This is a genomic window from Leucobacter sp. WKLB1, assembly GCF_059696215.1.
Genome location: NZ_AP046115.1, coordinates 228,204 through 250,109 on the forward strand (window position 1 = coordinate 228,204; position 21,906 = coordinate 250,109).

Below are 21,906 nucleotides of genomic sequence, written 5' to 3' on the forward strand. Positions count from 1 at the left end.
CGCGTGGATGCAGGAGAGCGGGGGCCCTGCAGCTGGTGTGCTGCTGAACCCCCGCTCGGTGCGTGGTGGGCCGCATGATGCGGAACCGATTACCCCACCGCGCTCGAGCGCCGACTCTCGACCCTGTTCGCCGGCGCACGTCTTCTGCCCTACCGGTAGATCGGCATCGGAGCGTCGAGATCGCTGTCGTCCTCAGGCTCGACGCTCAGGCGAGGGTTCGGGCGCTCAGCGATCTTCGCAGCCGTCTCCTCAGGGGTGTTGAGGCGTAGACCGCCGGCGGCGAGAGCGAGCCAGTCGAGGTGTCCCACCGTGCGCCCCTCGAGGTAGTAGCCGCCCTCCCCAGACCAGTTCTCCCCCGCAGCGAAGGCCACGGAGAAGTTCACGGGTGAATCGCCGAGCATGCGCGGGAACACCTGCCAGCTCATGTCTTCCCGCGTCGGGCTCACGTTGAACACCTTCGAGATCTCGATACGCAGCGCGACGATCGCGGAGATCTCGCTCCACGCCTTACGGGCGCCGCGCCATGCTGCGCTCGCGTCCTCGTCGGCGAGCTCGATCACCTGATCCGAGGTCGTGCGCGCGGTGAACCCGTACTTCTGCGCGGCAAGCTCGAGCGGGGCCGCGAGCTCTGCGAAGCGGGCCTGCAGCGACCGCACCAGTTCCTCGAGCTCGGGCAGTGCAGCAGTGCGGGCCTCTTCTGCGAGCTGATCACGGAAGACATCGATGCCGGCGTTCATACCGCGCTCCGAGTCCTTCCCGCTGTTGTGCCTGCGGATCGAGATCTCCGTCACGCGGTCTCGGGCCTGCTTCGGCGTCATCTCAAGCACAGGCCCCTCAGGCTGACGCTTGTGCTCTTCGAGTACAGCAAGGAGCTTCAACGCCCGCTCGATCGCCGCCGGCGGCGTCAGCCCGAGAGCCGTGACGTGCTTCGTGAACACTTTGGCCTGCGCAAAGTTCAGACGCTTCGGGTCGAAGTTCATCGTGCATCCACCTTCACGATCAGGCCGCTCGCGAGCATGTGCTCGATATGCGACGGGAGCGTGCCGAGGGGGAGGACGGCGCCGCGATAGATGTACCGCTCCTGCCCTCCCGTGAGGCGCGCGACAACGCAAGGTGCGACCACGCGATAGCGGGTATCGCCGAGCAAGTACGGGTTGATCGGTTCACTCATGCAAACAGCACCTCCACGGTCGCGCCGGCCGCCGCAGCTGTCAACGTGACCCCGATCCCAACCTCTTCTGACGCGACCGGGCGCACACGGCCAGCGCTTGCCGCACCGACTCGGGCGCCCGCGTCGACGGAAGCTGCAGCGACGAGCGGATGCACACCCCCCGCCCTGGTGAACACGGTGACGCGATCGCCACTCTCGACGTCGAAGCCGGCGACCCCGACAACGGCGTCTGAACCGTCGACCGCGGTGACTATGCTCCGCGGTCCGGCTGCCTCGACGAGACGGCCCCCGATGATCGTCTCTTCCGCGGTGAACGTGACGGCGGCTCCGTCCTGAAACTTCGGCAGGTAGTCGCCCATGATCAGGACCACCCCATCGCCGCGTAGATCGCTTCGTCGTCGGCCGTCAGCTCCGACACGGGCTTTTGGCCGTACATGGCTTCGTACAGTGCGTCGTCGGCACTCAGCGGCGCCCGCGCAGCACCCTTCGGCTTGATCTGGTCGAGTGCGGCCTCGAACTCGGCCTTCGTCGCGTTCTCGGGCAATCCGAGGCGCGCGAGGAACGTCTTCCGAGACGCAGAAGCGGCCGACGCGTCACTGCGCGCCGGCCGCACGGCCCCGTGGAAACGATCGGGACCAGTCAGCCCGCGAACGATGGTGTGGTGAGACATGAGAGAGCTCCAGTCATTTCGACCTGTCGCGCCGGTCACCGACTCGCTGCGCGTTGCCCCCTGGGCTCCTGAACCGTGAACGCGGGCCCCTGGCTCACCGCGTCCCGTTCGTGAACCATTCTACCGCGCTCACCCCCTGCCTGAACGGGTTCGCATCGTCGGGTGTCAATGCGAGATGCGGTTTCGCATTGAGCAGTTCCTCGAGGAGGAGATCGACCCGCGACCACACGATCGCACCCCGCTGATCGACGACCATCGCGAGATCCACATACGTGCCGAAGTCGGACGGGTCCGCGAGACGTTCCCGCAGAAACAGGCCCAGCATGATCTGGTTCTGCTCGCTAATGACTTGCTCAGCGGTGCGGTACTTCCGACGCCACCGCGCCGCCTCATCCGCGAGGCCCGCAGCCGTCCGCTCCCGAGTCATTGAAAGTCACCGTGCCTCGGCTCAAGCAACACGACGACGTCTTCAAGACTTTCGTCGTCAATTGATGGTTCGAGCGATCGTGACCTAAGGAGCTCGCCGGATTGGGTTGCGACAGCGAGGGTAGCCTCCCCGGTTACTGAGCAAGTTGTGCTCATAATCTCTTCTCTCTGAATAGGTTTTTCAATCGCGGTTAGTCCGATTCGCTTGCGGATCGGACAAACCCTGATCTGAATAACTGATCTCTAACTGGTCTCTAACTGTTAGTAGGCGAAATCTTCCGGTCGGTTTGGCGAAAATCGCCGGTGGTTCTGGCGAGAATTGCCGACGGTAGTGCGAAATCTTCCGGTGGTGCGCAAAAGAACCGGCGAAAACTGCCTGTGGTCACTCGGGCCAAATGCCCTGTTCGCGGATCCACTCAGGGTCGGACTCGCGAAACTTCTCTGGTACTTCAAGCACATAGACGTTGTGCATCCAGCGCCCCTTCGGGGAGCGTCGCTTCTCCATGAAGAAGGCGCCGACGATCTCCAGTGATGCAAGGTGTTCCCGCACCGTTCTCGATGACTGCCCTGTCCACTCCGCGATCCGCTCTTGGCTTGGGAACGCGTAACCCAGCTGGGGGTTCTCGTGTTCCGCGAGGCAGAGCAGCACGAGCTTCTCGCCGGGCTTGATCTTTCGGTTGTGGACCTCGCGCACCGCCCACGCCCAATTGCGGGCGGATAGGCTCATGCGTCACCGTCACCCTCCCCGACGCCGCCCCTGCTCGCCGCCGACCGACGCCACTCGTTGATGTCCGAGATCATCGCTGGAGCAGATGCAGCAGCGATACCCGCCGTAATCTCGCTCACTGCGACCCTGTGGCGCTCGATGAACTCCACCCGATCTCCGTCGTACCGCGGATAGTAGAACGACACCACAGTGCCACTGCGGAACCCCTCCACCACTGGTGTCCCATCGTCATAGGCACGAGCGGCAGGCGGCAGGATCCGCAGATCTCCGAGCTGCTCGTCGCGGCCGACAGGAAGGTGTTCAGCAATCGCGCGGTACTGCTGCTGTCGGATCGCGTCGATGTACTCGAGCACGCTCTCGGGCACTTCCGCATCGCCGCCCGCGAGCTCGGACCCGAGGTAATCGAGCGCGTCGATATTGCGCAGCACCAGAGCTTTCAGAGTGTCCAGCGGGCTGCTCATGGGCGTGGTGTGATGCATTTCGGTCATGCTGTTACTCCGGTCGTCTGGTTGTTGAGCCGATCGCATTCGGCCTGCATCCGCTCATAGGCTGCGGCGAAAGCCTGGATTTCCTGCAGACCTTGCGGCCCTTCGGATGGGTCGCCGGCTGATGCCGACGTTTCCCAGTCGCGGCCGGGGAAGCGGAACGCGTACACGCTGCACCAGTCCGCCGGATGCTGGGGCTCGAGCATGCAGGGTTCTGTCGGCCCGTCGTCATTCCATTCGTGGAACTGCTCAACGCACGCAGTCTCAGCGCATTCACGAATCTTGCGGTCGTGGCGTTCGGTGCCGTCCTGCACGACGCAGCCCATCCACCGCCACCCGTACTCGGTGCGATCCCAGAGGTCATCGCCGTGCACCTGGTCGCCGACGCCGCACGCCTTCGCCCGCTCGATAACCTGTAGCGCGGTTTGAACGTCGAGCAGTGACGCCTCCGCGTGCAGGTGGATCATGAAGCGCTGCGGCTCCTCGAGGCGGATCGTCACGGTGAACGCCGATCGCACCCACCGGCCCTGCGCGTCAGGAATGAGGCGTACGGGCTTTTCAGTGAACCGGGTGACCGTGGGGAGGTCTGCGAGGTGCGAAGCCGCCCACAGGGCAGCAGCGTCGTCCTGCACGCGCGTTTGCGCTGCGCCCGGTCGAATGAGTGTCATGTTCACAGTCCGCCCCCGATACCGTCGGTCTCCGGCGCCGCTGCGAGTTCCGCGCGACGGTGAAGCTCGCGCGGCTGCTCGTCCTGGAACAATGCCACGGCCTGCAGCGCGGCCGCGAGCGATCGCGCCTCATGCAGTCGCATCACGCGGACGCCACCCTCGTCACCGAAATCGAGCTCAACAGTCGGAGATCCATCCGTGAGCGTCCACGGCCGCACCGTGGCTTTCTGGTGCGATCCGAGGTACAGCGTGAACGCGGTATCGAATCGCGACTCGACGGGCGCGGCGGCCGGTGCGAGAATGGGCGTGGTTCGTGACCTGGCTAGGTTTTCAGCGGACTTCTGGCCGTCGTCGAGGTGCAACTCGGCGGCGGCTTTGTTGGCGCTCACTGGGTCACCTGCGCCGATGCCTCGTCGAAGGCTGCCGCGATGAACGCCTCGACCTCGGACTCTTTGAACACGATGCGACCCGCGATCTTGGCGTGGCGCGGCGCGGTGCCGGCGTGCATCATCCATCGGAGTTGCGCTTCGGATCGCCGGAGACGCTCTGCGACCTCGGGCACGTACATCAGCTTGTCAAACACATCTGCCTCTTTTCTCCAATACGGCCAACGATTGGCGGTATAGGACAATGATGCGTATGCCGGTTGCATTTGTCAACTACAGCGAATAGATTCGCTTCTATGGCTAACGAGAGACAGCGCGGCAACGACATCGGTGCGACTGGCAAAACCGTTGCGGCAAACATTTCCAGGGCGCGGAAGAGCCAGCAGCTCAGCCTTCAGGAGGTCGAAGAGCGCTTAACGCGATTGGGTCGACGTATCAGTCTCTCGGGGCTCAGCAAGATCGAACGCGGAGAACGCCGTGTAGACGTTGACGACCTGCTTGCAATCGCCACGGCCTTGGACACATCGCCAGTTGGTCTCATGCTCCCTCGGGATTCCCCCGATGCGGTCGTCGAGGTGACGGGCATGCGCGCGAGCAATGCGAAATTGTGGGCTTGGGCTATCGGAGAGAGCCCGCTCATCTCAGACGACGAGCGTGCTTTCGTGTCTCGATCTGTCCCCGCGTGGTTGAATACCCCGCAGCTTGAAATGGACTGGTTTGGAAGGATCGACCTGGTCTTGGGCCTCGGCGCCGAGGAAGTGAAGAACGTCGGGTGGATGGAGTTCTCTGCGAAGACTCGCAGCGAAGTCCGATGGGATCGAGAAGCGCATGTCGAGCATCAGGCAACGCCCGAACGGTAAGTGGCGGGCCCGATACCGCGACGACGCCGGCAAAGAGCACGCGCGCCACTTCGATACGAAGCGCGACGCGAGACGCTGGCTCGACGAGGTCACCACAGCCACCCTCACCGGGAACTACGTCGACCCGAAGAAGGCGAAACTCACCGTCGCTGAATGGTGCGAGACATGGGTCAAGGGCTACGCGAAACGCCCGCGCTCCGTTGCGCAAGCAAAGACTCAGATCAAACGCATCAACGCCCGATTTGGAACGCGCACACTCGTCTCCATCCGACCGTCGGAAGTGAAGGCGTGGATCGGTGAGATGCAGTCCGCAGGGCTCGCACCCGCCACCGTGAGAGCCGCACACCAGCGCTTCGCGCAGATCTTCGGCGACGCAGTCCTAGACGGCCTTATACCGCGCTCACCGGCCTCAAAGCGTACATCGCCTCCGACGCCCTCTCAGCGCCCTCATGTCGCCACGACCGCGCAGATCTGGGCGCTCCACGATGCGCTGCCCGAACACGTTAGAGCCGCTGTTCTGCTCGGTGCCTTCGCTGGGCTGCGCCGCGGCGAGATTGCTGCGCTGCGCGTCTCCGACGTCGACTTCATGCGCGGCATCATCACCCCTGCGATCCAGTACCCGGCAGACCCGCTCAAGACCGACGAGTCGCGGCAACCCATTCCAATCCCGCAAGAGCTCGCTCTCGAGCTGAATAAGATGCCGGCGAAGTGGGGGAGTGAGACGATCGTCGTCGACGAGCGCGGACGGGCGGCAACTCCGAAGCTTCTCAACGCGACGTTCGTTACCGCCCGTAATGAAGTCGAAGGGCTGCCCGAGGGCTTCAGGATCCACGACCTCCGGCATTACTACGCGTCGATGCTGATCGCATCAGGCTGTGACGTGAAAGCGGTGCAAGCGCGTCTCCGTCATAAGTCAGCGAAGACGACGCTCGACATCTACGGGCATCTCTGGCCCGACTCAGACGAGTCCGCACGGCGCGCTGTCGCAGCAGTGTTTGAGGAGCGTCCGGAGATTACTGCGGACTCCTCGCGGACTATCCCCGCTACTTCGTAGGCGTCGCAACGCCTAATTCAGAACAGCGTGTTCTGATCCTCCATGCCGCGCATCGCGTCGTAGTCGAGCACGAGGCAGCGAATGCCTCGATCTTCGGCGAGTGTGCGCGCCTGCGGCTTGATCTCTTGCGCGGCGAAGACGCCCGTGACGGGTGCGAGCTTCGGGTCGCGGTTCATGAGTTCGAGGTAGCGGGTGAGCTGTTCGACGCCGTCGATGCCGCCGCGGCGCTTGATTTCGATGGCCACTGATCCACCATTCTCGTCTTTCGCGAGAATGTCGACCGGGCCGATCGCGGTCATGTATTCGCGGCGTACAAGGGTGTGGCCCTCGCCGGCGAGTTCGATCTGGTCGGCGAGCAGCTCTTGTAGGTGGGCCTCGACGCCGTCCTTGATGAGGCCGGGGTCGATGCCGAGGTCGTGCGAGCTGTCGTGGAAGATCTCGAAGAGCGAGACGATGAGGCGATCAGCGGTCTTCTTGTGCGTGACTTCCCACGCTTCGACGATGCCCGCGCTCGTCTGATCGTCGTCGAGCTCGAGCGGAGCGAGGGTGCACGGCGGACTCATCCAGTTCAGCGGCTTGTATGAGCCACCGTCGGAGTGCACCAGGATGCTGCCGTCGTTTTTGAGCATAAGCACGCGCTTTGCACGCGGCAGGTGCGCCGACAGGCGCCCCGCATAGTCAACGGAGCAGTCTGCAACAACGATTCGCACCCGCAGAAGTTTACCGGCTCATGCGTGCAGCGACGACTCCCGCACCGGGGTCAGTTCGCGTGCCGCTCGAGCGAAGACGAACGCGAAGAGCGCGAAGAACGCGAGTGGCCAGAATGCGCGCAGCAGGCCGACGTGCTCGCCGAAGAATCCGATCGACATGGGGCCGAGCAGAAACGCGGTGTAGGCGATGGCCGAGACCGCAGCGACATCGCGCGTGGCGGTTGCGGGGTTGTCGGCGGCGGCCGAGATGCCGATCGGAAACCCGAACGCGCACCCGACTCCCCAAAGCACCGACCCGATAACGCTCGCCCAGGTCAGCGGCACCAGCGTCACCAGTGCGAGGCCGGCGAGCACGAGTACCGCGCCGCCGCGCAGCACCACGACTCGGCCGAAGCGCGTGAGGAGCACCGACCCGGCCACGCGGGTCAGGGTCATTGAGACGAAGAACACGCCGAGGGTGAGCGCCGCCGCCTCGTTCGTGAATCCGCGGCCGTCGACGAGCGCGAGCGGCAGCCAGTCGCTGGCCGTGCCTTCGGCGAGCGCCATCGACATCGCGATGAGGCCGATCACGACGATACGCGGGTCGCGCCACGGGCTGTAGGGTCGTCGCGCGACCGGCACGTTGCCGGTGGTGGTCGGGATCGGGATCGGGCCCGTGTGCACGTTGCGCAGGCTGTCGGCCTCGGGCTCGTCATGATTGCCCGGCGGCAGATTCGGCAGTGAGAAGATCGCGGCGATCAGGATCAGCGCATATACCGTACCGAGGTGCACGGGCACGGCGAGCTTCGCCGACTCGGCCAGTGCCGAGACGCCCATCGCGCTGACGCTGCCCAGGCTGTACGCGGCGTGCATCAGCGGCATGCGTGGTTTGCCGAGGGCGCGTTCGGCTCCAGCGCCGCTGACGTTCATCGCAACATCCGAGGTGCCGAACATCAGCCCGTAGATCACCAGGAAGACGACGGCCGCGATGGGCGCGTCGAACCAGAAGAGGGTCGCGGCGGTCGGCAGTGAGATCGCCTGACCGGTGATGCCGATCGCGAGGGCCTTGCGCGGGCCCAACCATGAGACCGTTCGGCCCGAGAAGACGAGCCCGGTGAGTGAACCGAGCGCGAGGGCGAGCCCGAACCAGCTCATCTCGAGCGTGCTCGCGCCCAGGTGATCGCGCAGTGCGGGGAGCCGCCCGAGCCAACTGCCGAACCCGAATCCGAGCAGCGCGAAGATGATGATGACGCCGGTGGTCCACTGCCTCGCGAAGCGGGCGGATGACGTGCGAGTCACGGAGCTCCTATGGGCCGACTGCCTGAACGATGTGCTCAGCGTAGCAACGACCTGAGCATCTGCCGCGTTAGAGTGGACCCAGTCCATCGGAGTGTCGGCGAGGAGTCGGAATGGTCGCTTGGGGCAAAGGCGCCGTCGTCGCCGTGGTTGGTGTCTCGCTCGCGATGAGCGGGTGCAGCCCGCAACCCGACACCTCTGAGAGTGCGCTGCAGGCCGAGCGTTTTCCGGCCGCCTACGCGCAATCGATCGAGTGGGGCGATTGCGGCGCTGAGCACGGTCTCTCGACCGAGTACGCCACCGCACTGCGCGATGGCGGTGCCGACACCGACACGTTCCGCTGCGCAATCGTGCAGGCTCCGCTCGACTGGAACGAACCCCGCAATCACGAGACGGTCGATCTGGCGATCTCGCTGATCCCGGCCACCGGCGCAGAACCGCAGGGAACGCTGCTGGGTAACCCCGGCGGGCCGGGTGGCAGCGGCCTCGACTTCGCCTTTGACATGTCGACCGCTCCGGGCTTCGCCGATGTGCGCGAGCACTACGATCTGCTCGGGTTCGACCCTCGCGGCATCGGTCGCAGTACCCCGATCGTCTGTGACGAGGTGTCGGGGATCATGTCGGTCGAGCTCGCGGAGTGCGCGGAGCAGCAACCGCTGGCGCATTCGATGGGCACGTCGCAGGTGGCTCGCGACATGGAGCTGCTGCGCACGCTGGTCGCGGCGGATCACCTCGACTACTTCGGCTACTCGTACGGCACGATGCTCGGTGCGACGTACGCGACGCTCTTCCCCGAACGGGTGGGGCGCATGCTGCTCGACAGTGCATCGGCCGCCGACTGGGCGAGCCTCGCGGGCGATTTCGAGCAGAGCACCGCAATTTCACGTTCACTCGTCGAACTCGCGACCTCCTGCGGCAGCGCCTATGAGGTCGAGGTCTGCCCGTTCGCCGACGAGGAGTCGCTCATCAGCGTGCTCGACGATCTCGAGCAGACCCCCTGGAAGGCGAGCGACGGGACCTCCATCGACCGCGAGACGCTGCTCGGGTATCTCACCTCGGCGCTCTACCAGCGCACGGCAGGCCGAGAGATCGCGCTCGAAACCGTCGCGCTTGCGGCGTTCGGCGACCAGGGTGCGATCGACGGCATCGCCACCGAGATGGAATCGGGTGGGGCAAGTGTTGGTCTGGCGGGCACCTTCGTGCGCTGCCACTCTTTCCCCGCGGACCCCGACATCGCCGGCACGATTGCCGAGATCGAGCGTGCGGGCCTGCCGCGCTTGAACGGCGGCCCCGAGATCTCGGACGAGACTCTCGAGCCCTTCCTCGACCTCTCCTGCTTCTCGCTCGCGGAGAGCGGCGACGACATCACCGACGCATTCTCGGGCTCCCCCGACGCGCCGATTCTGGTGATCGGCATTACCGGCGATCATGCGACCCCCTACCAGGGAGCCGAAGAAATGGTGCGTCAGTTGGGCAATGCCCGGTTGCTGACGCTGGACGGCAACGGGCACGCCGCCTCCTACACCGGCCGTTCGCAGTGCATCGATGCGGCGGCGACGGCGTACCTGGTCGACGGCGTGCTGCCGGATCGCGGCACCGTCTGCACCGACGACTGAATCGGGCAGATGCCGCTCAGTTGGCTCCACCGCCGAGGCGCTCCAGCGCTCAGACGCCGAGGCGCACCCAGCGATCGCCGCGGGCACGAATGCCGAGCGTGAGCGCTCGGGCACCCATGAACACGACGGCGAACCCGATCGTCAGTGCGATCAGCGCGGGGGTGCCGGAGGGCACGAGCACCGTGAGCGCCCACAGAATAGGGAGGTAGATCGCGAGGTTCACCAGGCTCGTCCACGCCAGATACCGGGCGTCGCCCGCGCCCATGAGCACGCCGTCGAGTACGAAGACGTAGCCCCCGAGTGGCAGGGACACCCCCAGCACGAGCATCGCCGCCGGCAGTATTGCGAGCACCGACGGGTCGTCGGTGAAGACGCGACCGATGACCGGGCTCGACAGCGCGAGCACTCCGCCGATGACAACGCCGCAGCCCACGCCCCAGAACATGACGCGTCGCACCACCGCTCGCGCCCGCGGAGCGTTGCTCGCGCCGAGGGCGTCGCCCACGAGGGCTTGCGCGGCGATAGCGAGGGCGTCGAGCGCGAACGCCGCCGTGGAGAAGATGGTGAAGACGATCTGATAGCCGGCTGTCGCGACGGTGCCATGGCTCGTCGCGGCGAAGACCGTCGCCAGGGTCGCCGCGCGCAGCCCGACGGTGCGTATGAAGAGCCAGCCGCCGCTGCGCCCGGCATGAGACAGCCCGTCGCGATGCGGCAGGGGGCTCGCCCCCGCGCGACGTGCGTGGCCCGCGATCACCCAGAGGTAGACCACGACCATCGACCACTGCGCGATGACGGTGCCCCATGCGCTGCCGGCAATGCCGAGCCCTAAGCCGTAGATGAACCACCAGTTGAGCAGCGCGTTCACGGTGAACCCGATTGCCGCGACGGCGAGCGGGGTGCGGGTATCTTGCAAGCCGCGCAGCAGGCCGCTCGCGGCGAAGACGACGAGCATCGCTGGAATGCCGAGGCACGAAACGGTGAGGTAGGCGAGTGCCTGCTCGGCGGTGCCGGTCGCCGTGCCGAACGCGACGACGATCGGGCGACTGGCGAACCAGAGTGCGCCGCCGACCGCAAGACCGATGCCGAGCGCGAGCCAGAGGCCGTCGACGCCGGCCTGCACGGCGCCGCGCAGGTCGCCTGCCCCGCGTCGGCGCGCCACCAGGGGGGTCGTTGCATATGCGAGGAAGACCATCAGGCCCACCGCCGTCTGCAGCACGGCGCCGGCGACGGCGAGACCGGCGAGCGGCTCGGCACCGAGGTGCCCGATCAGTGCCGAATCCACGATGAGAAACAGCGGCTCCGCGATGAGCGCACCGAGCGCCGGAACCGCGAGGTGCGCAATGCTCCGGTCGATGCGACGGCGATCGTCGCGGGCGGCTGTGGTGGGCATGGACCAACGGTATCGTCGGCCGCCGAAATCGTGGGGGTGGTGCCGCACGCCGGTCGATCCCGCAGCCTCTGTGGCCTGATCATCACCCGTAGATCGCGCTCCGCGAAACACTCTGCCCGTTGTCCGAGGCCCCCCAGTAGGGTGGTCGCATGAGCACTGCAGCGACGGCCTCCGGCATCGACCTCACCGAACTCGACCCTGCGGTGCGGCCGCAAGACGATCTGTATCGGCATGTGAACGGCAGCTGGATCTCGCGCACCGAGATTCCCGGCGACAAAGCGCGATACGGCTCGTTCGCGGTGCTGGCAGAGAACGCCGAAGAGGCGGTGCGCGACATCATCACCGGTACCGATTCGCCCGCACCCGGGGCTCCGGCCGACACCGAGGCCGACAAGGTCGCCGCGCTGTACGCGAGCTTTATGGACACCGACCGGGTCGACGCGCTTGGCGCTCAGCCGATCGCCGCAGACATCGCGCGGGCGCAGTCGGTCGCGTCGATCGATGAACTGCTGACCGCGGTCGCCGACTTCGAGCGGCAGGGTCTCGGCGGCTTCTACGGCATGTACATTGACAACGACCCGGGCGACCCCGAGCGCTACATCGTGTTCGTGATGCAGGGCGGTCTCGGCCTTCCAGACGAGTCCTACTACCGAGAAGAGCAGTTCGCTGCGATTCGCGAGCAGTACCAGGCGCACATCGCACGCATGCTGGGTCTCGCCGGTGTCGAGCAGGCGGATCGCCTGGCCGAGCTCGCCTACGGGCTTGAGCGCCGCATCGCCGCGAGCCACTGGGACAAGGTGGCGAGCCGCGATATCCAGAAGCTCTACAACCTGCGCACCTTCGCGCAGCTGCAAGACCTCACGCCGCAGTTCGATTGGACTGCGTATCTCGCCGCGCTCGGGGCGCCCAAGTCCGCCTTCGCCGAGGTGGTCGCGGCGCAGCCTGAGGCCATTTCCGGTCTCGCCGAGTTGCTCGTCGAGACCGAACTCGAGGCGTGGCGTGCCTGGCTGGTCTGGAGCATCGTTCGCGCCTCCGCGTCGGTGCTCTCGCAGGAGCTGTCGCGAGCGAACTTCGATTTCTACGGCACGGCTCTCACCGGGGCTCCCGAGCAGCGCGACCGCTGGCGGCGTGGCGTGTCGTTCGTTGAGGGCGCCATGGGCGAAGCAGTCGGGCGCCTCTACGTCGAGGGCCACTTCGATGAGCGCGCCAAGGCCGCTATGGATGGGCTCGTCGACCACCTCATCGAGGCCTACCGAGACTCCATCGAGCGCCTCGAGTGGATGGGGGCAGAGACACGTCAGCGTGCACTCGACAAGCTCGACCGGTTCACCCCGAAGATCGGCTACCCCGTGAAGTGGCGCGACTACACCGCACTGGCAGTAGACGCCGGTGACCTGCTCGGCAACTCGCGACGCGTCGCCGAGTTCGAGTTCGCGCGCGAGATCGGCAAGCTCGGCAAGCCCATCGATCGCGACGAGTGGTTCATGACACCGCAGACGGTCAACGCGTACTACAACCCCGGGTTCAACGAGATCGTCTTCCCCGCTGCGATTCTGCAGCCGCCGTTCTTCGACGTGACGTGGGACGCGGCCACCAACTTCGGCGCGATCGGCGCCGTCATCGGCCACGAGATCGGGCACGGCTTCGACGATCAGGGCTCCCGCTACGACGGTGATGGCCGTCTGACCGATTGGTGGACAGAGGCGGATCGCGCAGCCTTCGAACAGCTCACCGGTGCGCTCATCGGCCAGTACAACGCGCTGTCGCCGGAGGGCGCCGAGGGCCAGACGGTCAACGGCGAGCTCACCATCGGCGAGAACATTGGCGATCTCTCCGGTCTCGAGATCGCGTGGAAGGCGTACCTCCGCTCGCTCAACGGTGCGGAGTCGCCCGTGATCGACGGTCTCACCGGTGCCCAGCGGTTCTTCCTCGCGTGGGCGCAGGCCTGGCAGCAGAAATCGCGCCCTGAAGAGACGGTGCGACTACTCACGATCGATCCGCACTCGCCCAACGAGTTCCGCTGCAATCAGATCGTACGCAACCTGGCCCCGTTCCATGAGGCGTTCGATACGAAGCCCGGCGACGGGCTTTGGCTCGACCCAGCCGAGCGCGTGTCGATCTGGTAGGCGTTACGGTTGCCGCGGCGGTAGCGAGGTGATATCGACCACCTCGTGAGCCGACGCGGTGGTCAGCGCTGCGGTGCCTGCGGTCTCCCTCGCGTCGTCGGTCACCTCAACGTAGGTAACTGGCTCGGGCGGTGCGAGCTGCCCGCGCACGGGTTCGAGGTCGCTCGGCAACGACAACGGAGCGGGCCCGAACGCATCGCGAGCCGCGCGCACGACGCGGCGCGCGAGCAAATGGTTGCCCGTGCCGCCGACGACGGCACCGATGCCGAAAGGCAGCACTTTGCCGATCACCGAGGCCCCGCCGACGCCTGCGAGTCGGTGGAAGAACGAGGTCTTCAACCGATCGAGCAGCGGCCCCACCGCATAGCGCGGCAGCGCAGAGGTGAGCATCTTGCCCCAGTAGTCGCGGCGCGATCCGCCGCCACCGACCGCCTGCATCGTGACCTGGCGCACGAGGTCGGCGCCCTCCTGCCCGAGCATCAGTGCGAGTACGAGCGCGCGAGTGCGCTCGCGATCAGTCGTCGTGATGCCGTGCACCTCGGCAACCGAGTGCGCGAAGAGCGCCGTGGCCTCGACGAAGCCGATCGTCTCAGCGCTTGCCAGCCCGAGCGCGATGCCGGTGCCGACCGACGGAATCACCGCGGCAGCGCCGACCCCAGCGCCGCCAGCCGTGACAGTGGCAAGATAGCGCACCTCGAGCACTCGCACGATCTGGTCGGGCGTCGCCTGCGGGTACTTCTTGCGAATACGACGCAGGTGCGCCAGCACCGGCGGGCGTTGCACGGCCAGCAGGCGATCGATCGAGCGCTCAACGATGGGTCGGGGTTCGCCCTCCGAAGCCTTGCGAGGTTGCGTGAAGCGCGCGATTACGCGCTCGCGGCGCGACGGAGTGGTCATGCCGCACAGCGTAGAGCACGGCCCTGCAGATCAGGCGTATGCGTCCCGCGGCCGCTGCCCGTGCGAGCGGGGTCACTTTCGGAGGGTGCGGCATGCGCGACACCCTCCGAAAGTGACCCCGCTCCCACGAATGGGCGCGCTCCGCCCCGAGCGCTACGCCGCGGCGTGCTCCGCGCACGAGGCGCCGGTGTGCTCGGCGCACACGACGAAGCGGTGCTTGCACGTGGGGTTCGCGCAGTTGACCACGGTGCTCGAGCGCGAATCGCACACGCGGCAACGCCCGATGACGGCAGCGCCGGGAGCGAAGTCGAGCGATTCGCGCCCGTCAAAGACGGCGAGCGATCCCTCCCAGAGCCCGTCGTTGCCGAACGCCTCCCCGTACTTCACGATGCCACCGTCGACCTGGTAGACCTCACCGAAGCCGCGCTCGCGCATGGCGGCCGAGAGGATCTCGCACCGAATGCCTCCAGTGCAGTAGGTGACCACGGGCCGGCCTTTGAGATCGTCGTAGTCGCCGGCGTCGATCTGCGCGATGAAGTCGTGGGTGGTGCGCACGTCGGGCACGACGGCGCCGCGGAAGCGCCCGATCTCGGCCTCCCACGCGTTGCGTCCGTCGAAGAATACGACGTCGTCGCCGCGGTCGGCCACGAGTTCATTGACCTGCTGCGGCGAGAGGTGTTGACCGCCGCCGATCACTCCATCGGCGTTCACGCGGGTCTCTCCAGGAATGCCGAACGCGACGAGCTCGTCGCGCACCTTCACGCTGAGCTTCGGAAAGTCGGTGATGCGCTTCCACCGCGGCGCGCGATCGACGCCGTGCAGCCGCTCTTCGGGGGCGTCGATCAGAGCGGTGCCTTCGCTCCACTTGACTTCGAGGCCGGCGAACGGCCCGAACTCGCGGGTGCGGCGCGCGTATTGCTTGCACGCGTCGAGCTCGCCCCCAACGGTGCCGTTGATGCCGTGCGAGGAGATGATGATGCGCCCGCGCAGCCCCAGCGATTCGCAGAGCTGCTGCTGCCAGAGGCGCACGGCTTCGGGATCCGCGATCGGTGCGAAGACGTAGTACAGCAGAATCTTGGGCTCGCTCACCCGACAATCGTACGCGTCGGGGCGAGCGGTGGAATCCGCAGGGGATCGCCTTGCTCGCAACTTGACATTGACGTGACGTCAACATCTACCGTTGCACGTGAACGGAGACGAACATGACCGACACCACGCCGCTGCGCAGTGTGCAGCAGGTCGCCAGAGCCTCGGGCACCACATCGCGCACCCTGCGCCACTACGACCGCATCGGCCTGCTGCCGCCGACCGAGATGGGCGCGAACGGCTACCGCTATTACGACGACCGCGCGCTGGTGCGCCTGCAGCGCATCCTGCTGCTGCGAGAGCTGGGTCTGGGGCTCGAGACGATCGCGCGCGTACTCGACACGCAAGACGAGCAGGCGCGCGGTCACCCGGCGCCGACCGCCGAGGCCGAGATCTTGCAGACGCACCTCGCGATCCTGCACTGCGAACGCGACCGGCTGCAGGCACAGATCAGTGCCGTCGAGCGCACCATCACCGCGCTGCGGCGATCCGGCACCGAACGCATGGAAGGAGACCTCATGACCCACCGCATGTTCGACGGATTCGACCACACGGAGCACCGCGCGGAGGTGGAGCAGCGCTGGAGCGCCGACGCATACGCCGCCGGAGATCGCTGGTGGCGCGGTCTCGGCGCCGACGAGCGTTCGAGTTGGCAGGAGCGCTCAGCCCAACTGGCTGCGGCTTGGATGGCGGCGGCGGATCGCGGAGCCGATCCGGCGTCGGCGGAAGCGCAGGAGCTCGCCGCACGCCACATCGACTGGCTTCGGGGTATTCCGGGCACGCCGGCGGCCGACCCGGACGGCGACGTCACCGGCTACATCCGTGGGCTCGCCGAACTCTACGTCTCCGATGACCGCTTCGCGGCGAACTACGGCGGGCTGCAGGGAGCCACGTTCGTGCGCGACGCGCTGCTGCACGCGGTTGATGAGGTGGACTCCGTCGTGCGCGACGACGCGGATACCGAGACGCCGCTCCTCGACTAAATTGGGTCACGGGGAAACGAACGATAAGGGGAAACCTTGCTCAGATCCACTCAGAAAGCCGGAATCATCGCCGTGAGTCTCGCGCTCATGATGGGAGTCGGAGGGTGCTCAGCACTCCTTCCTGCGATCCCGGGCAACACCACTGCCTCAGACGTGTCTCCAAGCCCGTCAGAGAATGCAGCGGGCGGGCAAGATATCGAAGGTGCGTGCGCCATCGTGTGGGAAGAATGGGGATACGCGCTCGAACCGTGGCGGGTGATCGAGGCGCGTGAGGGCCACCGTGATTTCGAGCAGGATCGCTCCGAGCAACTGGCGATGATCACGTCGTTGCAGGGCATCGCGGATCGCGTCGAGTTGCCCGAACTGCGGCAGGCACTCGACGCGACGATCGCCGCGCACCAGGAGTACGCCGACCAGGTCTGGTCGGGTTTCGAGGCCATTCCCGTAGGTACGCCCGTCGATCTGAATGATCCTCAGAGTGCGCATGCGGTCTTGGGGCAGCTGACCGCCGACCTCAAGGCCGACATGGCCGCGGCCGACGAGCAGCGCTACGACATCTGCGGCCCGACGCAGAGCGACCAGCCCGCCAGTGAGGTCTGCGACCTCATCAACACCGACTGGGTCGACGCGGGGTTGGCGTACAACAGCGCGACCAGTGTTGCCGGCAATGGTGATCCCAGTGCGGGCATGGAGCAGGCGACGGCAGCGATGGAGCGCATGCGAACGGTGCTCGTGCAGGTCGATGCCGGGCAAGCGTACGACGAGCTCGGGGCCATGTATGACCTGTATCTGGACTACGCCAATGACTGGATCGCCACGGCGCCGACCATCGAGCAGGTGAAAGAGCTCAGCCTCGATGAGCTCAACGCCAACATTGACGAGGCCACTGAGGCAACCCAGGCGTGGGACGCAGCACTGCAGACCCATGAGGCAAATCTCAAGACCTACTGCGACACCGCTGGCTGACGCGACCCGCTGTCACTCGCTGGGCGGCCACACCGCCCGCAGCACGGCGACCGCGTCTTCGAAGCTCGTGCCCTCCTGCTGCGCTGACTCGGCGAACGCTCGCGCTCGCTCCACAACCGCACCTGCCGCACGCGAAGCTCCGGGCGCGACGCGCGTGCCCGCCGCCGTGCGGGTGACGGTGAGCCCCTCTTGCTCAAGCGCGCGATACGCTTTCGCGGCCGTCGCCTGTGCCACGCCGAAGTCGCGCGCGGTCTGACGCACGGTCGGCAGGCGTTCGTTGTCGCCGAGCTGGCCCGTCTGAATCGCACCGCGGAAGAGCGCGGCGATCTCTTCGGCCGATCCGGTCATCGGCGCGACCCAGTTTCGCGCAGTGGCGTCGGGGTTTGCGATGCGACGTTGGTGGTCGCGGCCGGATCGCCCGACAGGCTCGTGGCTCGACGTCGTCCGGCACGCAACTCTCGCCAGGTGTCGACGGCGAGGCGCATGAGCAGTGCGGCGCCGAGGCCTTGTACGAGGTAGCCGCCGAGGTGCAAGATTCCCGCGAAGTCTTGGTAGCGGGATCCGATCATCGCGTCTGCCGCACCGTTCGCGTCGGGTTCGCCGAGCATGACGAAGCGATCTCCGTTGAAGCCGATGAACGCCCACACCGCACCGAGTGTGAGGAGTGCGCCGCCGAGCGCGATCAGCGTCACGATGCGTGCAGTCGCGGCGCGATCCTGTCGCACCTCCGCGGCGGTGACCCGGGCGAAGACCGGACGGTTCGCGTCGCCGCTCAGCACCAGCACCAGCGCGGCGCCACTCAGGGCGAGCGCGATGAGCGTGAGCGCGTGGTTGGGCCACCCGGCGCCCCACACGTATCCGAAGCCGTGCTGCAGCTCCATGTAAGCCGGGGGCCCGTGCACCGTCGGTCCGACGCCGTAGGTGTCGCCGTCTTTCGGTAGCGGGACCCCGATCGCGGTCTGCCAGGTGGCGGTGAGCAGCAGCAGCGCTGCGGTGATGCCCGTCGTCCACAGCAGCGGAGACGGCGCGAACGACCACCAATGGCGGCGCGGTGCGATCGCCCGTTCACCGGGTGCCGGGAGCGGCTCGCGGCGCAGCATCACGGTGAAGATCACGAGCGCCAGAGCGACAGCGAGGAGCGGCGCCGGTCGCAGCCACCAGCCGCCCCAACCTGTGATGGGGTTCGCTGCCGAGACGTAGCTCGCGGCCGTGCCGACGGCGAGCACTGCCGCAGCTCCGGCGATGCCGATGGTGCCGAGCGTGCTCCGACGCCGCCCCTGAGGCAGAGCGACGATGCTGCGTCGTTGCACCCACGAGAGACCGAAGAGCAGCAGGCCGAGCGTCGAGGCGGCTTCAATGGGAAAGACTTCGCGCACCGGCAGCAGCAGGGATCGAATCCAGAAGACGATGTCCACACAGCTCCATTCGTCGGGCGGCGCGGTGCCGCGAGCAATTCTTGTGCTGTGAAGTTATCACAACTTGTGCTGCGTGTGTAGTGCAAGTTAATGGTGTCGGGGCGATCCAGCACGTCGAAAAACGCCGCAGCCGTGCCGACGGGCGTACACAACGCAGCCCCCGCCGCGCGAACGCGACGGGGGCTGCACAGGAGCGGCGGTTACACCCGCTCGCGGTCCTCGGCCTGCGCCTGCGTGTAATCTTGCGCGAGCTGCGCCTCGTCGATGCGCTGCTGCTGCTCGGGCGAGCGCACGAGCGGCGGCACGACCTCGTGCTGGTCGTTGACGATCACGACGTCGTGGTCGACGTGGTTGACCATTGCGTGCACGGCGTCGATGAAGTCTTGCCGGCGGATCGCGTCGAGCACGCGTGCGTGGTCGCGCTCCATCTCGGCACCCGTCGCGACGTTGGCCAGGCGGCCGCGGTGCTCGGGGGTGCGCAGACGGTCGTTGATGCCGGCGTACAGCGACGCGAGCAGGCGGTTCTTCGCGGCGTCGAAGACGAGGCGGTGGAAGCGGCTGTCGAAGGCGGTGTCGACGTCGCCCGCGAACCCGAGCACGGGGCAGCGCGTGCAGCCGACTTCCTCGAGCGCGGCCTGCTCCAGCGCGGCGACGTCTTCATCGGTGCGGTGCAGCGCAGCTTGCTGCGCGGCCTCGATCTCAAGGGCGCGGCGGTAGCTCAGAATCTCCTCGAGCGTGAAATCGCTCAAGAACTCGTTCAACAGCGTGCTCGTCGGGGCAGCCGAGCGCACGAACGTGCCGCGACCCGGCAACGTCTCGAGCATGCCGATGCTGGCCAGCGAGCGCACGGCTTCGCGCACGGTCGAGCGGCCGACGCCGGTCTGCTCGGCGAGCTCGGGCTCGATGGGAATGCGACCACCGACCGGCCACTCTCCGGTGGTGATCTTGCGACGCAGGTAAGCGAGCGTCGCGCGTGCTCGATCTGACCCAGTGGTCGCTGCCATAGCCGCTCCGATTCGTCGGGCGCGAAGTGCGCCGGTGCTGAGGTGCCAGTATATCCGGGCGAGATGAGCGTTTCCGGGTCGTGACCATTGGTTTCGCTCACCGCGCGCCCTAGGCTGTGAAGCGTGGCACGACGCTGTCCGAGCGCGTGCTCCGAGCCGACAAGGGAGCGCTATGACGCAGGGGAACGCAGTGACCGGAACACAGGGCCGCGGAGCCATCAACCCCTATGCGGGCATGCGCGAGGTGCCGGGGTTCACCCTCTCGAGCAGTGATATTCAAGACGGCGAGCCGCTGCCCGCCGAGGTCTACGCCGAGTACGCCGGTGGGTCGAATCGATCGCCGCACCTGCGCTGGTCAGGATTCCCCGAGGGCACGCGGAGTTTCGCCGTGACCTGCTTCGACCCCGATGCGCCGACCGGTTCGGGCTTCTGGCACTGGTCAGTCGCGAATATTCCGGCGAGTGTGACCGAGCTGGCCGCCGGAGCCGGTGCACTGGCCGGCAGCCCGGGCAGCGACCTGTTGCCCGACGGGGCGCTGACGATGCCGAACGAGATGCGCGAGCCGTCGTTCACGGGTGCGGCCCCGCCCGAGGGCACGGGGGTGCACCACTACTGGTTCGCCGTGCACGCACTCAGTGTCGATCGCATCGACGTCGATCCGGGTGCAACGCCGGCGGTGATGGGGTTCACGATGCGCGATGCCGTGCTGGCTCGCGCGCTCATCGTGGCGACCGGGGAGTTCGGCGGAGCCGCGTAGCCGCGGCTGCGGTGCTTACGACCAGCGCATCGCGGGGGCCGGATCAACACAACGGCTCCATCACGAACGCCGCCCTCGGTGTGTGTGATCTGCCCCGCACCGTCTAGCATGCTGGAATCGGCGCTTTCTCGCGCCGATTCCTCAGTTCGCCGCGGTGCTGACCCGGCGACGCCCCACTCGAAGGATCCGATACCCATGCGACAGACCTCGTTCCGCCGCCGCGCTCTCGCCGTTGCCGGCCTCACCGCTGTGGCCGCTCTCACCCTGAGCGCTTGCTCCTCCAACGACTCGGGCAGTGGCGATGGCGCCGCGGCCGAGAAGGTGAAGATCGGCATCAGCCAGTTCGTGCAGCACCCCGCGCTCGACTCCGCCACGGAGGGCTTCAAGCAGGCCTTTATCGACGCCGGCTATGTCGAGGGCGACACGGTCGAGTTTGATGAGCAGAACGCGAACGCCGAACAGGCGACCGCGGTCACCATCGCACAGGGGTTCGCAAACTCCGACGACGATTTGATTCTTGCCGTGGCCACGCCCGCGGCTCAGGCTGCGGCTCAGGCGATCACCGACAAGCCGGTGCTGTTCACCGCCGTCACCGACGCCGTTTCGGCCGAGCTGGTCGACTCCAATGAGAAGCCGGGCGCCAATGTCACCGGCACCAGCGACCTCGCTCCGCTCGACGAGCAGCTGAAGCTCATCCAGGAGATCGTGCCCGGTGCGAAGAAGGTCGGCATCGTCTACGCCTCGGGTGAGGTCAACTCCGAGGTGCAGGTGAAGGCCGCCGAGGAGGCCGCGAAAGATCTGGATCTCGAGATCGTGACCAAGACGGTCACGACCGCCAACGACATCGCGCAGGCCACCGAGGCGCTCGGCGACGTCGACGCGATCTACGTGCCGACCGACAACCTCGTCGTCTCGGGCATCGCCTCGCTCGTGCAGGTTGCCGAGACGAAGCAGATCCCCGTGATCGGCGCGGAGGCCGGCACGGTCGAGGGCGGCGCTGTGGCGACGCTGGGCATCGACTACACCGACCTCGGCCACCAGACCGGTGAGATGGCCATCAAGATTCTCAAGGATGGCGCAGATCCGGCAGACATGGCCGTCGAGGTCTCGAAGAGCTTCACCTACGTCGTGAACCCGGGTGCCGCTGAGCGCATGGGCGTGGAGATCCCGAAGGATATCCTCGATCAGGCGGAGACCGTCGAGTAACTCGGGCTCCATCCGAACTCTCGACACG

The 21,906-nt window shown here is 66.6% G+C and carries 26 protein-coding genes; 8 read left to right on the top strand and 18 right to left on the bottom strand.

The window, feature by feature from the left end; translation table 11 throughout:
• Nucleotides 1-149: 149 nt before the first annotated feature.
• The 10 genes from ACZF5Y_RS01135 to ACZF5Y_RS01180 form a co-directional block, all read right to left on the bottom strand.
• Nucleotides 150-980 (bottom strand): hypothetical protein, encoded by an 831-nt coding sequence (locus ACZF5Y_RS01135; protein ID WP_497533983.1) that lies wholly within the window; start codon nucleotides 978-980, stop codon nucleotides 150-152.
• Nucleotides 977-1,171, bottom strand: a complete 195-nt coding sequence (locus ACZF5Y_RS01140; protein WP_497533984.1) for a hypothetical protein — start codon at nucleotides 1,169-1,171, stop codon at nucleotides 977-979. The genes ACZF5Y_RS01135 and ACZF5Y_RS01140 overlap by 4 nt, the downstream gene beginning before the upstream one ends.
• A complete protein-coding gene (locus ACZF5Y_RS01145; RefSeq protein ID WP_497533985.1) occupies nucleotides 1,168-1,542 on the bottom strand; it encodes a capsid cement protein in 375 nt (124 codons plus the stop codon). Before ACZF5Y_RS01145 ends, ACZF5Y_RS01140 begins: the two co-directional genes overlap by 4 nt.
• Entirely contained in the window at nucleotides 1,533-1,841 is a 309-nt protein-coding gene (locus ACZF5Y_RS01150; RefSeq protein WP_497533987.1) for a hypothetical protein, read from the bottom strand. Before ACZF5Y_RS01150 ends, ACZF5Y_RS01145 begins: the two co-directional genes overlap by 10 nt.
• A 94-nt stretch (nucleotides 1,842-1,935) precedes the next feature.
• Nucleotides 1,936-2,268 carry a hypothetical protein gene (locus ACZF5Y_RS01155; RefSeq protein ID WP_497533988.1) on the bottom strand — a complete coding sequence of 111 codons (333 nt, stop codon included), beginning with the start codon at nucleotides 2,266-2,268 and terminating at the stop codon, nucleotides 1,936-1,938.
• Nucleotides 2,269-2,649: 381 nt separating this feature from the next.
• Nucleotides 2,650-2,994 carry a helix-turn-helix domain-containing protein gene (locus tag ACZF5Y_RS01160; protein WP_497533989.1) on the bottom strand — a complete coding sequence of 115 codons (345 nt, stop codon included), beginning with the start codon at nucleotides 2,992-2,994 and terminating at the stop codon, nucleotides 2,650-2,652.
• Entirely contained in the window at nucleotides 2,991-3,455 is a 465-nt protein-coding gene (locus tag ACZF5Y_RS01165; protein WP_497533991.1) for a hypothetical protein, read from the bottom strand. Before ACZF5Y_RS01165 ends, ACZF5Y_RS01160 begins: the two co-directional genes overlap by 4 nt.
• A 23-nt stretch (nucleotides 3,456-3,478) precedes the next feature.
• Nucleotides 3,479-3,979, bottom strand: coding sequence for a hypothetical protein (locus ACZF5Y_RS01170; RefSeq protein ID WP_497533992.1), 501 nt, complete (start codon nucleotides 3,977-3,979; stop codon nucleotides 3,479-3,481).
• A gap of 170 nt (nucleotides 3,980-4,149) precedes the next feature.
• On the bottom strand, nucleotides 4,150-4,536 hold the full coding sequence (locus ACZF5Y_RS01175; RefSeq protein ID WP_497533993.1) for a hypothetical protein: 387 nt from the start codon (nucleotides 4,534-4,536) through the stop codon (nucleotides 4,150-4,152).
• Complete coding sequence (locus ACZF5Y_RS01180; protein ID WP_497533994.1) at nucleotides 4,533-4,730, bottom strand: helix-turn-helix transcriptional regulator; 198 nt, start codon at nucleotides 4,728-4,730, stop codon at nucleotides 4,533-4,535. The genes ACZF5Y_RS01175 and ACZF5Y_RS01180 overlap by 4 nt, the downstream gene beginning before the upstream one ends.
• Nucleotides 4,731-4,829: 99 nt before the next feature.
• Between ACZF5Y_RS01180 and ACZF5Y_RS01185 the strand changes: the two genes are divergently transcribed.
• Both ACZF5Y_RS01185 and ACZF5Y_RS01190 read left to right on the top strand, forming a co-directional pair.
• The gene (locus tag ACZF5Y_RS01185) at nucleotides 4,830-5,393 is read left to right on the top strand and encodes a helix-turn-helix domain-containing protein (protein WP_497533995.1); all 564 of its coding nucleotides are present in this window, start codon (nucleotides 4,830-4,832) and stop codon (nucleotides 5,391-5,393) included.
• Nucleotides 5,362-6,447, top strand: a complete 1,086-nt coding sequence (locus ACZF5Y_RS01190; protein WP_497533997.1) for a tyrosine-type recombinase/integrase — start codon at nucleotides 5,362-5,364, stop codon at nucleotides 6,445-6,447. The genes ACZF5Y_RS01185 and ACZF5Y_RS01190 overlap by 32 nt, the downstream gene beginning before the upstream one ends.
• A 17-nt stretch (nucleotides 6,448-6,464) precedes the next feature.
• Here ACZF5Y_RS01190 and nucS read toward each other — a convergent pair whose 3' ends face one another.
• Together nucS and ACZF5Y_RS01200 are read right to left on the bottom strand one after the other, a co-directional pair.
• Nucleotides 6,465-7,157, bottom strand: a complete 693-nt coding sequence (gene nucS, locus ACZF5Y_RS01195; RefSeq protein WP_053353733.1) for an endonuclease NucS — start codon at nucleotides 7,155-7,157, stop codon at nucleotides 6,465-6,467.
• Between the two features lie 18 nt (nucleotides 7,158-7,175).
• A complete protein-coding gene (locus tag ACZF5Y_RS01200; RefSeq protein ID WP_497533998.1) occupies nucleotides 7,176-8,435 on the bottom strand; it encodes an MFS transporter in 1,260 nt (419 codons plus the stop codon).
• A 110-nt stretch (nucleotides 8,436-8,545) separates the two neighbouring features.
• On the opposite strand from ACZF5Y_RS01200, the gene ACZF5Y_RS01205 reads away from it, so the two are divergent.
• Entirely contained in the window at nucleotides 8,546-10,048 is a 1,503-nt protein-coding gene (locus ACZF5Y_RS01205; RefSeq protein ID WP_497533999.1) for an alpha/beta hydrolase, read from the top strand.
• 49 nt (nucleotides 10,049-10,097) lie between these two features.
• Here ACZF5Y_RS01205 and ACZF5Y_RS01210 read toward each other — a convergent pair whose 3' ends face one another.
• Nucleotides 10,098-11,438, bottom strand: a complete 1,341-nt coding sequence (locus ACZF5Y_RS01210) for an MATE family efflux transporter (protein ID WP_497534000.1) — start codon at nucleotides 11,436-11,438, stop codon at nucleotides 10,098-10,100.
• Between the two features lie 149 nt (nucleotides 11,439-11,587).
• Here ACZF5Y_RS01210 and ACZF5Y_RS01215 point away from each other — a divergent pair, with 149 nt between their 5' ends.
• Nucleotides 11,588-13,564: a M13 family metallopeptidase gene (locus ACZF5Y_RS01215; protein WP_497534001.1), complete on the top strand. Its 1,977-nt coding sequence runs from the start codon at nucleotides 11,588-11,590 to the stop codon at nucleotides 13,562-13,564.
• 3 nt (nucleotides 13,565-13,567) lie between these two features.
• Here ACZF5Y_RS01215 and ACZF5Y_RS01220 read toward each other — a convergent pair whose 3' ends face one another.
• Nucleotides 13,568-14,461 carry a hypothetical protein gene (locus tag ACZF5Y_RS01220; RefSeq protein ID WP_497534002.1) on the bottom strand — a complete coding sequence of 298 codons (894 nt, stop codon included), beginning with the start codon at nucleotides 14,459-14,461 and terminating at the stop codon, nucleotides 13,568-13,570.
• Nucleotides 14,462-14,614: 153 nt separating this feature from the next.
• Complete coding sequence (locus ACZF5Y_RS01225) at nucleotides 14,615-15,550, bottom strand: tRNA uridine(34) hydroxylase (RefSeq protein WP_497534003.1); 936 nt, start codon at nucleotides 15,548-15,550, stop codon at nucleotides 14,615-14,617.
• Between the two features lie 113 nt (nucleotides 15,551-15,663).
• Here ACZF5Y_RS01225 and ACZF5Y_RS01230 point away from each other — a divergent pair, with 113 nt between their 5' ends.
• Both ACZF5Y_RS01230 and ACZF5Y_RS01235 read left to right on the top strand, forming a co-directional pair.
• Nucleotides 15,664-16,530, top strand: a complete 867-nt coding sequence (locus ACZF5Y_RS01230; protein ID WP_497534004.1) for a MerR family transcriptional regulator — start codon at nucleotides 15,664-15,666, stop codon at nucleotides 16,528-16,530.
• 36 nt (nucleotides 16,531-16,566) lie between these two features.
• Nucleotides 16,567-17,496, top strand: a complete 930-nt coding sequence (locus tag ACZF5Y_RS01235) for a hypothetical protein (RefSeq protein WP_497534005.1) — start codon at nucleotides 16,567-16,569, stop codon at nucleotides 17,494-17,496.
• Between the two features lie 12 nt (nucleotides 17,497-17,508).
• Here ACZF5Y_RS01235 and ACZF5Y_RS01240 read toward each other — a convergent pair whose 3' ends face one another.
• The 3 genes from ACZF5Y_RS01240 to ACZF5Y_RS01250 form a co-directional block, all read right to left on the bottom strand.
• On the bottom strand, nucleotides 17,509-17,844 hold the full coding sequence (locus ACZF5Y_RS01240) for a GntR family transcriptional regulator (protein ID WP_497534006.1): 336 nt from the start codon (nucleotides 17,842-17,844) through the stop codon (nucleotides 17,509-17,511).
• Nucleotides 17,841-18,911, bottom strand: a complete 1,071-nt coding sequence (locus ACZF5Y_RS01245; RefSeq protein ID WP_497534007.1) for a hypothetical protein — start codon at nucleotides 18,909-18,911, stop codon at nucleotides 17,841-17,843. The genes ACZF5Y_RS01240 and ACZF5Y_RS01245 overlap by 4 nt, the downstream gene beginning before the upstream one ends.
• A 200-nt stretch (nucleotides 18,912-19,111) precedes the next feature.
• Complete coding sequence (locus tag ACZF5Y_RS01250; protein WP_053387578.1) at nucleotides 19,112-19,915, bottom strand: FadR/GntR family transcriptional regulator; 804 nt, start codon at nucleotides 19,913-19,915, stop codon at nucleotides 19,112-19,114.
• Between the two features lie 172 nt (nucleotides 19,916-20,087).
• Here ACZF5Y_RS01250 and ACZF5Y_RS01255 point away from each other — a divergent pair, with 172 nt between their 5' ends.
• Together ACZF5Y_RS01255 and ACZF5Y_RS01260 are read left to right on the top strand one after the other, a co-directional pair.
• Complete coding sequence (locus tag ACZF5Y_RS01255; protein WP_497534009.1) at nucleotides 20,088-20,672, top strand: YbhB/YbcL family Raf kinase inhibitor-like protein; 585 nt, start codon at nucleotides 20,088-20,090, stop codon at nucleotides 20,670-20,672.
• Nucleotides 20,673-20,867: 195 nt separating this feature from the next.
• The gene (locus tag ACZF5Y_RS01260) at nucleotides 20,868-21,878 is read left to right on the top strand and encodes an ABC transporter substrate-binding protein (protein ID WP_053353746.1); all 1,011 of its coding nucleotides are present in this window, start codon (nucleotides 20,868-20,870) and stop codon (nucleotides 21,876-21,878) included.
• Nucleotides 21,879-21,906 lie beyond the last annotated feature (28 nt).

Coding starts and splice junctions, on each gene's coding strand:
- ACZF5Y_RS01135 (WP_497533983.1), bottom strand. CDS start 980: ATGAACTTCGACCCGAAGCGTCTGAACTTTGCGCAGGCCAAAGTGTTC.
- ACZF5Y_RS01140 (WP_497533984.1), bottom strand. CDS start 1,171: ATGAGTGAACCGATCAACCCGTACTTGCTCGGCGATACCCGCTATCGC.
- ACZF5Y_RS01150 (WP_497533987.1), bottom strand. CDS start 1,841: ATGTCTCACCACACCATCGTTCGCGGGCTGACTGGTCCCGATCGTTTC.
- ACZF5Y_RS01155 (WP_497533988.1), bottom strand. CDS start 2,268: ATGACTCGGGAGCGGACGGCTGCGGGCCTCGCGGATGAGGCGGCGCGG.
- ACZF5Y_RS01160 (WP_497533989.1), bottom strand. CDS start 2,994: ATGAGCCTATCCGCCCGCAATTGGGCGTGGGCGGTGCGCGAGGTCCAC.
- ACZF5Y_RS01165 (WP_497533991.1), bottom strand. CDS start 3,455: ATGAGCAGCCCGCTGGACACTCTGAAAGCTCTGGTGCTGCGCAATATC.
- ACZF5Y_RS01185 (WP_497533995.1), top strand. CDS start 4,830: ATGGCTAACGAGAGACAGCGCGGCAACGACATCGGTGCGACTGGCAAA.
- ACZF5Y_RS01190 (WP_497533997.1), top strand. CDS start 5,362: ATGTCGAGCATCAGGCAACGCCCGAACGGTAAGTGGCGGGCCCGATAC.
- ACZF5Y_RS01205 (WP_497533999.1), top strand. CDS start 8,546: ATGGTCGCTTGGGGCAAAGGCGCCGTCGTCGCCGTGGTTGGTGTCTCG.
- ACZF5Y_RS01210 (WP_497534000.1), bottom strand. CDS start 11,438: ATGCCCACCACAGCCGCCCGCGACGATCGCCGTCGCATCGACCGGAGC.
- ACZF5Y_RS01215 (WP_497534001.1), top strand. CDS start 11,588: ATGAGCACTGCAGCGACGGCCTCCGGCATCGACCTCACCGAACTCGAC.
- ACZF5Y_RS01220 (WP_497534002.1), bottom strand. CDS start 14,461: ATGACCACTCCGTCGCGCCGCGAGCGCGTAATCGCGCGCTTCACGCAA.
- ACZF5Y_RS01230 (WP_497534004.1), top strand. CDS start 15,664: ATGACCGACACCACGCCGCTGCGCAGTGTGCAGCAGGTCGCCAGAGCC.
- ACZF5Y_RS01240 (WP_497534006.1), bottom strand. CDS start 17,844: ATGACCGGATCGGCCGAAGAGATCGCCGCGCTCTTCCGCGGTGCGATT.
- ACZF5Y_RS01250 (WP_053387578.1), bottom strand. CDS start 19,915: ATGGCAGCGACCACTGGGTCAGATCGAGCACGCGCGACGCTCGCTTAC.
- ACZF5Y_RS01255 (WP_497534009.1), top strand. CDS start 20,088: ATGACGCAGGGGAACGCAGTGACCGGAACACAGGGCCGCGGAGCCATC.
- ACZF5Y_RS01260 (WP_053353746.1), top strand. CDS start 20,868: ATGCGACAGACCTCGTTCCGCCGCCGCGCTCTCGCCGTTGCCGGCCTC.